The 14,181-nt window shown below is 36.0% G+C and carries 13 protein-coding genes; 4 read left to right on the top strand and 9 right to left on the bottom strand.

Features of this window, described 5'->3' with window-relative positions:
* The 3 genes from ABWO41_RS08265 to ABWO41_RS08255 all read right to left on the bottom strand — a co-directional run.
* A partial coding sequence (locus tag ABWO41_RS08265; RefSeq protein ID WP_353136280.1) for an HlyD family secretion protein occupies positions 1 to 914 on the bottom strand: 914 nt, incomplete at its 3' end.
* A gap of 12 nt (positions 915 to 926) precedes the next feature.
* Entirely contained in the window at positions 927 to 2,309 is a 1,383-nt protein-coding gene (locus tag ABWO41_RS08260) for a TolC family protein (RefSeq protein WP_353136277.1), read from the bottom strand.
* A 132-nt stretch (positions 2,310 to 2,441) separates the two neighbouring features.
* Positions 2,442 to 3,008 carry a Crp/Fnr family transcriptional regulator gene (locus ABWO41_RS08255; protein ID WP_353136274.1) on the bottom strand — a complete coding sequence of 189 codons (567 nt, stop codon included), beginning with the start codon at positions 3,006 to 3,008 and terminating at the stop codon, positions 2,442 to 2,444.
* A gap of 134 nt (positions 3,009 to 3,142) precedes the next feature.
* Here ABWO41_RS08255 and ABWO41_RS08250 point away from each other — a divergent pair, with 134 nt between their 5' ends.
* Positions 3,143 to 4,615 carry a glycine--tRNA ligase gene (locus ABWO41_RS08250; protein WP_353136271.1) on the top strand — a complete coding sequence of 491 codons (1,473 nt, stop codon included), beginning with the start codon at positions 3,143 to 3,145 and terminating at the stop codon, positions 4,613 to 4,615.
* Between the two features lie 264 nt (positions 4,616 to 4,879).
* Here ABWO41_RS08250 and clpB read toward each other — a convergent pair whose 3' ends face one another.
* From clpB to pyrE, 3 genes are all read right to left on the bottom strand, one after another.
* Entirely contained in the window at positions 4,880 to 7,477 is a 2,598-nt protein-coding gene (gene clpB / locus ABWO41_RS08245; RefSeq protein ID WP_353136268.1) for an ATP-dependent chaperone ClpB, read from the bottom strand.
* Between the two features lie 485 nt (positions 7,478 to 7,962).
* Complete coding sequence (locus tag ABWO41_RS08240) at positions 7,963 to 8,358, bottom strand: SRPBCC family protein (RefSeq protein ID WP_353136265.1); 396 nt, start codon at positions 8,356 to 8,358, stop codon at positions 7,963 to 7,965.
* Between the two features lies 1 nt (position 8,359).
* Positions 8,360 to 9,022 (bottom strand): orotate phosphoribosyltransferase, encoded by a 663-nt coding sequence (pyrE, locus tag ABWO41_RS08235; protein WP_353136262.1) that lies wholly within the window; start codon positions 9,020 to 9,022, stop codon positions 8,360 to 8,362.
* On the opposite strand from pyrE, the gene ABWO41_RS08230 reads away from it, so the two are divergent.
* On the top strand, positions 9,021 to 9,629 hold the full coding sequence (locus tag ABWO41_RS08230) for an NUDIX hydrolase (RefSeq protein ID WP_353136259.1): 609 nt from the start codon (positions 9,021 to 9,023) through the stop codon (positions 9,627 to 9,629). The two genes, pyrE and ABWO41_RS08230, sit on opposite strands and share 2 nt — an antisense overlap.
* Positions 9,630 to 10,231: 602 nt before the next feature.
* On the opposite strand, the gene coaD is transcribed toward ABWO41_RS08230, so the two are convergent.
* From coaD to ABWO41_RS08215, 3 genes are read right to left on the bottom strand one after another with little or no spacing between them, the layout of a single operon-like run.
* Entirely contained in the window at positions 10,232 to 10,696 is a 465-nt protein-coding gene (gene coaD / locus ABWO41_RS08225) for a pantetheine-phosphate adenylyltransferase (RefSeq protein ID WP_353136256.1), read from the bottom strand.
* A gap of 37 nt (positions 10,697 to 10,733) precedes the next feature.
* Positions 10,734 to 11,276: a 16S rRNA (guanine(966)-N(2))-methyltransferase RsmD gene (gene rsmD, locus ABWO41_RS08220; protein WP_353136253.1), complete on the bottom strand. Its 543-nt coding sequence runs from the start codon at positions 11,274 to 11,276 to the stop codon at positions 10,734 to 10,736.
* The gene (locus ABWO41_RS08215) at positions 11,264 to 12,037 is read right to left on the bottom strand and encodes a DUF3822 family protein (RefSeq protein ID WP_353136250.1); all 774 of its coding nucleotides are present in this window, start codon (positions 12,035 to 12,037) and stop codon (positions 11,264 to 11,266) included. The genes rsmD and ABWO41_RS08215 overlap by 13 nt, the downstream gene beginning before the upstream one ends.
* 65 nt (positions 12,038 to 12,102) lie before the next feature.
* Here ABWO41_RS08215 and ABWO41_RS08210 point away from each other — a divergent pair, with 65 nt between their 5' ends.
* Positions 12,103 to 13,497 (top strand): ATP-dependent DNA helicase, encoded by a 1,395-nt coding sequence (locus ABWO41_RS08210; RefSeq protein ID WP_353136247.1) that lies wholly within the window; start codon positions 12,103 to 12,105, stop codon positions 13,495 to 13,497.
* Between the two features lie 49 nt (positions 13,498 to 13,546).
* Entirely contained in the window at positions 13,547 to 14,125 is a 579-nt protein-coding gene (locus tag ABWO41_RS08205) for a hypothetical protein (protein ID WP_353136244.1), read from the top strand.
* Positions 14,126 to 14,181 lie beyond the last annotated feature (56 nt).

Below are 14,181 nucleotides of genomic sequence, written 5' to 3'. Positions count from 1 at the left end.
AGCTTCATGTTATCAGGTATAATTTTAATTTCGTAAACAGCTTCTTCTATTTGGTAATTAGGATAAGCAGCGGTAATGTCGGCATATCTTGCAAGCTGTTTAATGGTTTGTATACTGCCTTCAATGGTTTGTTTGGAGTACGGAACATAGATTTTTAGTTTCTGCCCCTTTTTATAATTACCAATTTCCTTTTCTGGAATTGTAAACCTGAAATAGGTAGAATTTGGCTGATAACCATTAAACAAAGGAAAACCTGCCGCTGCCAGTTCGCCAACACTTAAAGAAATGGTTTCAATCTCCATGTCATTTGTAGCGATAATGTATTTTTCAGAAAGTGCAATCTCTACTTCCTGTAAAGCGCCAAGAGCCTGGTCGGCTTGTCCTTGTGCAGCAGTTTTTGTTTCTATTCTAACTCCATGATTAGCTTCATTCAACTCGGCGTTCACTGCATCCAGTTGTGCCTTCGCACCTTGATATTTAGCTGTAATTTCATCAAAAGCCTGCGGTGTCATCATACTATCTGCGAACATGGCTTGTGCTCTGTTAAAAGACTTTTTAGCAAAATTATATTGTTCCTGCAAACCGGTTTGTTTAGCGCGTAATTGTTTAAGCTGATTTGCTGTAGCGCCATGATTTGCCATATCTCTTTGTGCTCCGCTGGCTTTAACCGCTCCTTTTACCTGAGAAAGTTTAGCGTCGACTTCCGGTACATCCAATCTGGCTAAAGTATCGCCTTTTTTTACAAAATCACCTTCTTTTACATAGATTTCTGCTACTCTTCCGGTAACTTTTGGAGCAAAGGAAATAGTCGCCTTTTTTATCTTTCCTTCAATAAAATTTTCGGGTTTCTGAGTGCAGGATGTAAATGCAGCAAGGGAAACAGCCAATAAAAGTATTTTTCTAAACGTGTACATATGATGAATGTTTTATTGTATAGATTGAGTAGTTAAATCTCCGGTTGACTTTAAAAGTTCAATAGCATTTCTTCTTTGGTTAAAAATAGCCTGATAATAATCCAAAGCAGCAGTTTGATAATCGGCTTGTGCGCCAATGAGATCACTGGCTTTCACCAAACCTACTTTAAATTCTTTTTCTGCAACATCTAAAGCACCTTTTGCAACCTGCATTTGTTTTTGCTTTACTTTTATTTCTGCATTTGAATTTTCATAATCAGTAGTGTTTTTAATCAGGTTCAATTTCAAAAGTTCTTCCGCATCTTTTTTCTCATTTATAGCTTTCTGAACGCCTATTTTTGCTTTCTGAACTTCTCTTTTTCCCTTTAGTCCGTCAAAAATATCCCATTTAAAGCCTACACCAAGTACAAGGCTGGGAGCCAATTCTATTTTGTCGGCCCTTAACTCTGGTCTTCCTATCAGCGGTAAGGCATTTTTTGCAGTACTTTTTACGTCAAACAGATTTAAATAACCTAAAGAAGCTGCTGCCTGTATTTTGGGAACCCACCATGTTTGTGCTGCCTTTACGCTATGTCTGTATGCTTCTATACCTGAATTTAAGGCTTTAAGTTCCGCCCTGTTCTCAATGGTATTTAAGTTTTTAGGTTGACCAAAGGGCCTTAAATCATTTTCAATAAGCTCCAGTCGCGAAACCGGAATTTGGGTTAATCTATTTAGCTGTTGAATTAGTAAAGCTCTTTTTCCTTCATATTCCTGAACTTTAGATGCTAATTGCGTTTTTGCTACTTCTACTTTTTGGAAATCATATTTGGTGATTAATCCGTAACCAAGTGCTTTTGTAGCTGTTTTTAAATTTATATCCAGTCGCTTTTGGTTCTCATTTAAGAGAACTTTTACCTGAGATAACAATGCAATCTGGTCGTAAGCCTTGCTAACTTCGCTGATAATATCCTGCTCGCTTTTTTCCATGAGTACTTCCTGGGCCCTGGTTTTTGCATCTAGGGCCTGTTTTAAAGCAGGAACTTTGCCACCCGAAAACAAGACAGAAGAAATATTTAAATCTGCTTTGGCTAAGTTTGCCCGGCTATTAAAGCCACCATCAATTTCCGGAATAGGAATATTAAGTACAGGCAAGGTGGTTTGGGGGAAAACTACAGTAGAACTGCTGTTTAAATATGCATATTTCCCGCTGATATCTGCATTTGGGAGATAAATCTCATTTAGCTTTTTTCGGTCTATCCTGGCGAGTTCAATATCTAATCTTTGATTTGCCAATTTATAGTCTTTCACCAAAGCACTATCTACCAGCTCCTGAAAGGTAGGAGCTGTTTGTGCAATCAGCTTATTGGAAAAGCAAGTGAGCAGGAATAGTAAAAGTTTACTTGACGTTTTCATTCAGTTGATTTTAGTTAGCTCAAAAATCCTAAGAAATAATTGATTGTCTTTTGATATAGATCAAATTCTGAAAATAGTTTTAATGGTTAGTTATAATTATAAATAATATAACAGCTAAACAATACTACGGTTTTATAAAACTTTTGAGCGAATTCTGCTTAAAGTTTCCTGTGTAATTCCCAGATAAGAAGCTATTTGGCCAAGTGGAGCTCGTTGTAAAATCCCGGGCTGTTGTTCAAGCAGGGCGTTATAGCGTTGCTGAGCACTTTGGAATTGTAAAGCTATAATTCTGGATGTGGCTATAAGAAGAAAATATTGCAGGACATGACTTTTTACCTTTTCTATAATCGGAAATTCATCAGTCAATTTGATTAAATCATTATACCGGATACTAAAAAGCGAACAATCTTCAAGTGTTTCAATACAATATCCGGACGGTTTTTGTGTGAAAAAGCTTTCCGCGATAGCCACAAAATCTCCTTCTTTATAAAAGCCATATGTAATGTCTTTTCCGGTATCATTTACGTAATAGATCCGGCACAATCCTTTTTCAATATAGTAAAGTGTGGTAGAGATATCTCCATAGTGATGTAGAATATGTTGTTTAGTGTATTCTTTTTGAAAAAAAGCCAGCTCGATGGCATTCATCAAATCAGAATTTATTGGAATTATATTTTTAATGGTATTTATTAAAGACATATTGAGAAAAGACTAAACTGACCGAAAATATAAAATAAGTCCAGATTTCAAAAAAGCCTGATTAAATTTAACTTAAGTTAAGAAATAATGATAAAGTAGCTTAACTTAGCGCTCGATTTTATATTTACGTAGCTATGTCTAAAAATAACGACGAAATTTTTAAGAATGTAATTTCGCATGCAAAAGAGTATGGATTTGTGTTTCCTTCAAGTGAAATTTATGATGGTTTAAGTGCTGTTTACGACTATGGTCAATTAGGTGCCGAACTAAAAAATAATATCAAGGCATACTGGTGGAAATCTATGGTGCAGTTGAACGAAAATATTGTAGGTATTGATTCTGCAATCTTCATGCACCCAAAAATATGGAAGGCAAGTGGCCACGTAGATGGATTTAACGATCCGATGATCGATAATAAAGATTCAAAAAAACGTTATAGAGCAGACCAGTTATTAGAAGATAAAATTGCCCGTTACGAGAAGGATGGCAAACAGGATAAAGCAAATCTTCTTCAGGAAGAAATGGATAAGGCTTTAAATGCTGAGGATTTACCACGTTTAAAAGAACTGATTATCGAGCATGAGATTGTTTGCCCGGTATCCGGAACGAGAAACTGGACAGATGTTCGTCAATTTAATCTGATGTTCTCTACACAGATGGGGGCTATGGCCGAAGGTTCTGACGAGGTTTATTTAAGACCGGAAACTGCACAAGGTATTTTCGTTAACTTCCTGAATGTTCAGAAATCGGGAAGGATGAAAATTCCTTTCGGTATTGCGCAAATTGGTAAAGCTTTCAGAAATGAAGTCATTGCCCGCCAGTTTATCATGCGTATGCGCGAATTTGAACAAATGGAAATGCAATTCTTTGTGAAGCCTGGTACAGAAATGGAATGGTATAACAAATGGAAAGAAACTCGCTTAAAATGGCATTTAGCTTTAGGAACAAATCCTGCTAAATATCGTTTCCACGATCATACAAAATTAGCGCATTATGCAAATGCAGCAGTTGATATCGAATACGAATTTCCTTTCGGGTTCAAAGAAGTAGAAGGTATCCATTCCAGAACAGATTTCGACTTAAGCCAGCATCAGGAGTTCTCCGGAAAGAAAATGCAATTCTTTGATCCGGAAATTAACCAAAGTTACGTTCCTTATGTAGTTGAGACTTCTATCGGTTTAGATCGTTTCTTCCTGGTAACATTAATCAATGCTTACGAAGAACAAGATTTAAGTACAGAAGATAAAAAGGATTCGAGAACAGTTTTACGTTTACATCCGGTTTTGGCACCTTACAAAGCTGCTGTACTTCCTTTAACCAAAAAAGACGGTTTACCGGAAAAAGCTCGTGAGATTATGAATCGTTTGAAATTGGATTATAACGTAACTTACGATGAAAAGGATTCTATCGGAAAGCGTTACAGAAGACAAGATGCTATTGGTACGCCTTTCTGTATTACGGTAGACCACCAATCTTTAGAAGACAACACGGTAACTATTCGTCATAGAGATAGTATGGAACAAGAACGTGTTTCTATTGCCGAGCTGGATAAAATTATTGGTGAGTTGGTTAGCTGGAAAAATGTTTTAGCAGGTCAACAAAAATAAAATTTAAGTGCCAGAGGTTATATTAGTTGTTTTTGTAATCATGTTGGTTTTTTCGCCGCAAATTTTAGCATATAAATTCGCAGAGCATTTGGGCAGGGATAAGAAATTTTGGTTTTGGATATCATTTCTAATTCCCATAATATCATTATTCATCCTGATATTTCTACCAGATACAGACAAGCAAAAGAACTAAAGAATGGTATAAACAGATAACTAAAAAGCCGCTTTGGATCTTATCAAAGCGGCTTTTTAATTCTATTTACCTTACTTATCAGCATTCAGAAAAACAAACTGGTTATCGAAAACATCAAGTTTGATTTTACTTTCTTTATCTACTTTCCCAGACAGAATTTGTTTAGAAAGTTCGTTTAAGATGCGCTTTTGAATAACTCTTTTCAATGGTCTTGCCCCAAACTGAGGATCATAACCCAATTGAGCTAGCCAGTCGAGCGCTTCTTCAGATGCTTCTAAATCTATTCCCATCTCAGCCAATGTACGTTTAACACCTTCGAATTGAAGCTCAACAATGTTCCTGATTTCGCTTCTGTTTAATGGAGTAAACATAATCAGTTCATCAATCCTGTTCAAAAACTCAGGTCTGATGGTCTGTTTTAATAACTCAAACAACTCATTCTTAGTTTTTGCTATAACTTCTTCTCTGTTGTTTTCATCTAAATTTTTGAAATTATCCTGAATAAGATGAGCACCAATATTAGATGTCATAATAATAATGGTGTTTTTGAAATTCACGACACGACCTTTGTTATCTGTTAAACGGCCATCATCTAAAACTTGCAATAAGATGTTGAAAACGTCAGGGTGGGCTTTTTCGATCTCGTCTAAAAGAATCACAGAATAAGGTTTCCTTCTTACAGCCTCAGTTAATTGTCCGCCTTCATCATAACCAACATATCCCGGAGGCGCACCAATTAATCTTGAGACAGCGTGTCTTTCCTGGTATTCACTCATATCAATACGAACCATAGACTGCTCATCATTGAATAAAAATTCAGCTAAAGCCTTTGCCAGTTCGGTTTTACCTACACCAGTTGTACCTAAGAAAATGAAAGAACCAATAGGTTTTTTCTGGTCGCTTAAACCTGCTCTTGATCTTCTGATCGCATCAGAAATAGCTTCGATAGCCTCGTCTTGTCCTGCGACACGTTTGTGCAGTTCCTCTTCCAGATGTAATAATTTTTCTCTTTCGCTGGCAACCAGTTTAGTTACCGGAATTCCTGTCCATCTGCCGACTACACCGGCTATATCTTCGGCAGTGACCTCTTCTTTAAGCATTCTGCTGTCAGAAGTTTTGCTGGCCAATTCTGCTTTCAGCTTTTCTACGTTATCCTGAGCTTCTTTAATTCTACCGTACCTGATCTCGGCAACTTTACCATAATCGCCAGCTCTTTCAGCCTGCTCGGCCTCCAATTTCAGGTTTTCTATATTTTCGATATTGCTGTTAATTTTATCTACCAGATCTTTTTCGCTTTGCCATTTGGCTTTATACTCGTCCCTTTCGGCCGCTAAATCGCTGATTTCCTTAGATAAATCTTTAACTTTTTTATCATCGTTCTCCCGCTTAATAGCCTCACGTTCAATCTCCAGCTGCATAATTTTTCGATCCAGCTCATCTACAGCCTCAGGAACAGAATCCATTTCCAAACGTAGTTTAGAAGCGGCTTCATCCATCAGGTCGATGGCTTTATCCGGTAAGAATCTGTCAGATATGTAACGTTGAGACAGTTCTACAGCAGCAATAATAGCTTCGTCCTTTATCCTTACTTTATGGTGTGTTTCATAACGTTCTTTCAGACCACGTAGAATAGAAATGGCATCTTGAGTGTCCGGTTCATCAACCATAACCTTTTGAAATCTTCTTTCTAAAGCTTTATCTTTTTCGAGGTATTTTTGGTATTCGTTTAAAGTGGTTGCTCCAATAGACCTCAGTTCACCTCTGGCTAAAGCTGGTTTCAGGATATTGGCTGCATCCATTGCACCTTCACCACCACCTGCTCCAACTAAAGTGTGTATCTCATCAATGAATAAGATAATTTCACCATCACTATCGGTAACTTCTTTTACCACTGCTTTCAAGCGTTCCTCAAACTCTCCTTTATATTTAGCTCCGGCAACCAAAGCGCCCATGTCTAATGAAAAAACAGTTTTAGATTTCAGATTTTCCGGAACGTCACCCTTTATAATACGGTGTGCAATACCTTCTGCAATGGCCGTTTTACCTACGCCGGGTTCACCTATCAGAATAGGATTGTTTTTAGTCCTTCTGGATAAAATCTGGATAACCCTCCTGATTTCTTCATCACGTCCAATCACAGGGTCTAATTTTCCGGATTCGGCATATTCGTTCAGGTTACGAGCATATTTATTTAAAGCATTGTAAGTAGCCTCGGCATTTTGATCGGTTACTTTAGAATCGCCACGTAAATCTTTTATAGCCTTTTTCAGATCTTTTTCGTTTACGCCCTGGTCTTTTAGAAAAGTCGATGCTTTATCGTTCGAATCCAAAATAGCCAAAAGAATATGTTCAACCGAAACAAACTCATCCTTGAACTCTTTCAGGTAAGATTGTGCTTTAATCAAAGTAGAATTGGCTGTGCTTGAAAGATAAACATTACTTCCGCTTACCTTTGGATAAGCAGCAATAGCTTCGTCTAAAGATTGGTTTAACCTGTTAATGTTAACATTTAATTTCTTTAGTAAATATCCAACCACATTTTCATCTACAGAAAGCAGAGCCTTTAATAAATGGCTGTTTTCTATAGCCTGTTGCTGAAAACCTGTAGTTATTTCAGAAGCCTTTTGAATAGCCTCCTGAGCTTTTATTGTAAAGTTGTTGAAATTCATAGTTTTTATTCCTCCGAATCCTTATCAACAAAAACACATCCAATTGATATAGTGTTTTTAAAACCTGAAAATAAGTCTGTTACTTTAAATTAAAGGAGACAAAATGTCTTGCAGATTTGTTTTAGACTGTAAAAATGTCTCATGAGATGAATTTAGTTGCTGGATTTTACCAGTGTTTGCTGCAAATTACCGGCATTCCTGTGCTTTCCTTCGAGGCTTCTTCGAGAGTTCTTCGGGAAACAGGGGGTATTTCCCGAAGAAACCCCGAAGCATTCTGGGAGAGGCCCCCTCTAACTTAATGATATTATAGGTAAAGAGCGATACAAAAGTAAAAAGTTGGTGTTTTCTAGATATTTGTATTAGATGGAACACAGACCTTGAATAGGAAATCTCTGTTTTTCCCGACGCTTGTTACTAAAAATAAAACCAAACAAAAAAGCTAACCTTTTTTAAGAGATTAGCTTTTCAGTGTTATGATTTATACTTTAGCTAAGTTTGCTTGCTAAAGCACTTGTTTGATAATCTGTTAATTTTTGCAAAGGTCCGCTGGCTAACATTTTCATCATCATATTTAACTCAGCAGATATGGTTAGCTTTGCTTCTGTTTGATCGCCTGTTTCATTTAAAGTCCACTTTAAATTCAGAGCAATCGGAGCTGCTTCGGCAGGTACAATAAGAATCTCTGCATTCTCAATCCTCGATTCTACTTTCAGAGCCAATTTAGCCATATTTTGTATTGTAAATCTGGCTTCATCCTTAGTGCTGGACCAGTTGTAGATGTTTTCTGGCATTAGACCTTCGTGGTTGTTTAGATCTTCCAGAAAGGCATAAACCTCTGCAACAGGTTTGTTTAAAAGAACTTTACTTTCGAAAACAGTCATGTTAAGCTTGTTTAGATTCCAGGTATTCGCCCCATGCAGAAGGATCTTTTCTCCATTGTTCTAATAACTCCAGATCAGATTTAGGAAATAGATTGTGTTCTACTGCATAAGTTAATAATGCATTGTAGTTAGATAAAGTAATAAATCTACATTTAGCTTCTTTGAAATTTTCCGTTGCAATGTCCAGGTTGTACGAGAAAATCGCAACTAAACCTACAACATCATAGCCAGCTTCTCTAAGCGCATTTACTGCTTGTATACTGCTTTTTCCGGTAGAAATTAAATCTTCGATAACAACAACACGTTGTCCCTCATTAATTTCGCCTTCTATTAAACTTTTAGTACCATGCTCTTTAGGCTTAGATCTTACATAGATGAAAGGCAAACCTAATTCTTGAGCTACTAATGCACCTTGAGGGATTCCAGCAGTAGCAACTCCTGCAATTGCACCAACGGAGCCAAATTCTTCTTGAATGGTTTCTGAGAGCTTTTGTCTGATGTATGTCCGGATTGACGGATAGGATAATGTAATCCTGTTATCACAATAAATTGGAGATTTCCAACCCGATGCCCAAGTAAAAGGATTAGTAGGTTGTAATTTAATTGCTTTTATTTGCAACAAAAATTCAGCAATTTTCTGTTCAGTCTCACTTTTGTTGTACATGATGCAAAACTACAATATTTATATCAACGAAAAAGCCCTAATTATAACTTCTGTTGTTAATAATCAGGTTTCAAAAGCTCAAATCATTGATGATCAGCATTTTGATTTAAGTAAATTTTATGGTGAAATTTTGGAAAAAAAAGAAGATCTGTTTTACATAGTATCTGATAATCCTTCCGAAACCTTCCAGAATCTGGCTAAAACCGTAACGGTAATAGAAGCTGCCGGCGGTTTGGTAAAAAGTCCAGAAGAAAGCTTTCTGTTTATAAAACGTCTGGGCAAATGGGATTTGCCTAAAGGTAAACTAGAGGAAGGCGAGGTAATAGAAGAGACAGCAGTAAGAGAAGTAGAGGAAGAATGCGGTGTAGTAGTTAATCAGTTGAATCAAAAAATTACAGATACCTATCACATGTATCAGTCAAAAGGAGAGGTGATTTTGAAGATTACTTACTGGTATAGTATGGATGTAGACTCCGAAAAACAGCTAACTCCACAAACTGAAGAAGATATAACAGAAGCCAGATGGTTAACTAAAGATAAGCTGCATATGGTTTTTGAAAATACCTATCCCTCTATTCTGGAAGTATTGAAAAAGGCTTCGGTTTAATCGAAAGACAACTTTTAAGGACAGTTCGGGATAACTGGTTTGAATACGAAACAAATGTCCCGAACTCCTAACTGCCGTCAGGCAAGTTGTTTTCAAAAAGTTCTCTCAAGGAGTCCATCGGACAACAGGTACGAGAAGCCATTGAATGGATTGTTTTTGCCGGACTCAGGTTATTTCATGTGTCTTCTTCTAATTTTTTAAAAGAATTTACGAAGTTCCCTTTAAGCTTAGTGTATTATTTTAATAGTGAAAGCGATTTTATATCAAAGTCCAATAGCAACTAAAATGAGTTTAATCTAAACTAAGTTAAGACCTTGTTTCCTTTCTAAAGGGCTTTTAGAGGCTGTTTTTATATGAAATAGTTAAAATGTCTACGGTATGAGATGCTTTTGAGATGCTCTTGAGATGCATTGAACATCTGTTGATATATAACCGAACAAGAGCCTCTGGTTAATTTAGCTTAGTGTAAAATACACAGATAATTAACTGATAATCTGAAACAACTTATTTTCAACCTTTTCGCCAAACAAGTTGTTTTAGAAAGTAGTAGAACAAAAATCAACAAATAGGTAACCTCCTGAATGTTCTTATCCGAATTCACCTTATTTTAAGAATGGCATAGCGGCTGGTGGAACAAATTTTTCTACTTGTCCGCCATGTCTTAAAATATCCCTGACAATGGTAGAACTGATAGAAGAATATCCTGGTTTACTAAGAATGAAAATTGATTCGATTTCTGGTTCCAATGCGTGGTTCATTTGAGAAATTGCCTTTTCATACTCAAAATCAGACACCGTACGGATTCCCCTTATCATATATTTGGCTTTAATCTGCTTACAAAATTCTATGGTTAAACCTTCATATGTAACAACTTCAATTTTTGGGTAATCTTTAAAGACAGCTTTTATCATCTCAAGCCTGGTTTCTGGTTCAAGATGCGGTTTTTTATTACCATTTATACCTATTCCGATATAGATCTTATCAAATAAAGACATTGATCTTTCTAAAATGTCGACGTGTGCTTTTGTTATGGGATCAAAAGAACCTGGAAATAGTGCTGTTTTCATCGCTTTTGGCTTTGAATGTTAATTATTTAAATGTTGTTTATATGTTTTTGTTTTCGAAAAAGCTAAATGTAGAATAACCGTACTTTCTTTTCTCCGTAAAGTTTGCGTGATTCCCCAGATTCTGCATACTCTGATGTTCTATTATTAATATTCCGTTTTCTGAAAGTAGATTTCTATCAAAAACAAGCCTGGCGATATCTGGTATCCGGGAAATATCATAAGGAGGATCAGCAAAAATCAAATCGTATTGTTCAGTTTCTAACGATAAGAACTTGAAAACATCATTTTTAACTACTTTTATTTGATCCATCTGGCAGTCCTTAGCAGTGTTTTTTAGGTAGTTTACACAACCAAAATTTAGATCGACAGATGTAAGCTGTCTGGCACCCCGCGAAGCAAACTCCAAAGAAATATTGCCGGTACCGCTAAATAAATCTAAAACAGATAAGTTTTCGAGATCGACTTTATTTTGCAGGATATTGAACAAAGCTTCCTTGGCCATATCTGTAGTAGGCCTAACAGGTAAGTTTTTCGGCGGATTAAATCGCCTTCCTTTTAATGCTCCACCTATGATCCGCATGATGCTAAATTTAACAGAGCAAAATAACGTTGCAAATCGGCATTTTTAAATTCTTCGCCAATTTTGATCATCGTTTCAGGTTTTATCAAACTTAAATAAGGGAATAGTGTTTTCAGTCTCTGGAAAGTCAAAGAATCTTCTGATACGTCTCCACTTATATTAATCGCCTCTTTTTTTCCATCAATAGCTTTTTGCTGAAGAACGAGTGCTACGAAATATTGTAACTCATTATCATTTTTAAATTCGAATACATTGTAAAAATTCAAAGAAGAATTTTTAACAATTAAAACCTCAGCATAAGAGTTGCGTATGTTAACGTATGTTCCGTTGCTTGAAGCACCTCTCAGTAATGGATTTATTTGAGGAAAGATTTCAAAATCAGAAAATACATCAAGAAGCGTTTGTTGCCTTTCGATATTTAAAGCATAAACTGTAATTGTTTCTTTATTTAAAGAACTAGAGGTGAAAGTTTCACTTTCAGGATGTATTTCCATTAATTTTTCAAAAGACTGGATGTCCTGTTCGAAATTGGAAGGAACAATGGAAAAAGATCGGGAAAAATAACAAATCTTAATGCTGGATAGCTGATACTCTAAAAACTCGGCATTTTCAATACCAGATGTGCTGCTTCCAATAATTTTCAAATTGTTATTATCATCAATCAGTGCATAATTGTAAGTGTCCTGATTGAGATCTAATAATAATTGATATGATTTTGAAGAGTCAAAATTTTCTGATTTAATCTGTATGTTTCTTTCCATTCCTTAGCAAAAGTAAAATTTTTAATTTATCTGTCGTTCACTAAATTTTTTCCAAATTTGAAACCATGTCAATTTCACAGGCTTTAATCAGTGCTTTTCCCCACCAGCCGAATCAAGGACAAATCGATTTGTTTTTGAAACTGGAACGTTTTATCCAGGATCATAATCAGGATACCTGTTTTGTGCTTAAAGGTTATGCCGGTACCGGAAAAACAACGGTTATCAGCACTTTGGTTAGAATCTTAAAAAAACATAAGATAAACGTAGTGTTGTTGGCTCCTACCGGAAGAGCGGCCAAAGTATTGTCTTCCTATTCGGGTGAGCAGGCTTCAACTATCCACCGCAGAATTTATAGAAAGAAAAGTTCGGTAAATATTGATGCTGGTTTTTCCTTAGCACCAAACATGGGGAAAAACACCTTGTTTCTTGTGGACGAATCTTCAATGATTAGCGATGAGCGAAATGATTTTAGCGGAAATAGTCTTTTGGACGATTTAGTGCAATATGTATATAACGAACAAAACAACCGTATCATTTTTATAGGTGATACAGCGCAGCTCCCGCCGGTTCATGCAGAAAGCAGTCCTGCCTTATCGGTAGACTTTCTTAAAGGTTTCGGATTTGATGTTTATAGTCAGGAATTAACCGAAGTCGTTCGTCAGGAGAAAGAATCAGGTATATTATATAATGCGACAAAGATACGTAATCAAATAAAAGATCAGCCTCATTATAGTTTTCCTAAACTGAATACCAGTAGATACAAGGATGTATACCGAATGAATGGTGATAAAATTATTGAAGGATTGAATTACGCTTATGATAAATATGGTTTAGAAAATTCTTTAGTTGTCTGCCGTTCAAATAAAAATGCAAATGTTTATAACCAGCATATACGAAACCAAATTCTCTGGAGAGAAGACGAGATAACAGGAGGAGATCTGATTATGGTAGTCAAAAACAATTATTACTGGATGCCGGAAGAAAAAGGTGGGTTTATTGCTAACGGAGAAATTGCCAGGATAACCAGGGTGAAGAACATAAAAGAATTATATGGTTTTAGATTTGCCGATGCCCAGATAGAATTTCAGGATGCCGAAAATTATACATTAGAATGTAAGGTTCTGCTGGATACACTTTATACAGACTCTCCGAACCTGCCATATGAAGATCAGAAAAAGTTGTATGCTGAAATTTTAAAAGATTATGAAGATCTGCCGAAAAAAAAGCAGATAGAAGAAATTAAGCAAAACCCATACTATAATGCACTACAAATAAAATTCGCTTATGCAGTTACCTGCCATAAATCACAAGGCGGACAGTGGGAGGCAGTATTTGTAGATCAGGGTTATTTAGTAGAAGAAATGCTGAACAAGGAATTATTAAGATGGCTTTATACAGCAACAACCCGAGCAACTAAGGAGTTATTTTTAGTTAATTTCAACGAGCAGTTTTTTGTTTAGAAAGAACCTTTTTAATTTTTTCAGGTTATAAGCAATTATAAACTTGATAATGATTAAAGTTAAAATAGCCTCTGTCTTCATATTTGTTTTTCTGCAGATCCCTTTTTCGAAAGCACAGAAACCTTTTAGCCCATCTTTTTTTTATGTGGGATTAAACGTTAAAATTCTTACCCTGTTAACAAAAACCAATTACACAACACTTTTTAGTTTAAATATGGGGTACAATAATTCTGTAAACCATTTGATGGCTTTGGGTGTACAGTTTGAAACCTTGTTTGCAAGAAATCCAAAAGATAGGGGAGCAAGACCTTCGTTTTATCTGGGGCCCGTTGCAAAAATAGAGACCAGTGAGCTTTATACAGATTATAATGATGCGTCTGACTTTCCGAAAAATGCCCTATCTAATACTTTTATGGCTTTGTTCCCCTTAAAACCCGAAATGCTTTTATATAATTACGGGGCATTATATCGCTTTTCGACTACTGTAAGAAGTGAAGAGGTACTCTTTTATAGAATTCCTATGTCTTTTAATGTAGAATTTCAAAACTATAATGGTGGAATTTTAGGCTCTGAAAAAGGGAATTTAACACTCGGTATGGGAGTTTCGCCAGTTATAAAGAGTTTCTAAGAACAACTATAAAAACTAATCCGATTCACAATCAGCAGATTAGGATTATTTTGATT

Source organism: Pseudopedobacter sp. (assembly GCF_040392825.1).
GTDB lineage: Bacteria > Bacteroidota > Bacteroidia > Sphingobacteriales > Sphingobacteriaceae > Pseudopedobacter.
Note: the sequence above shows the minus strand (reverse complement) of the source record. Positions and strands in the feature narration are given on the sequence as shown.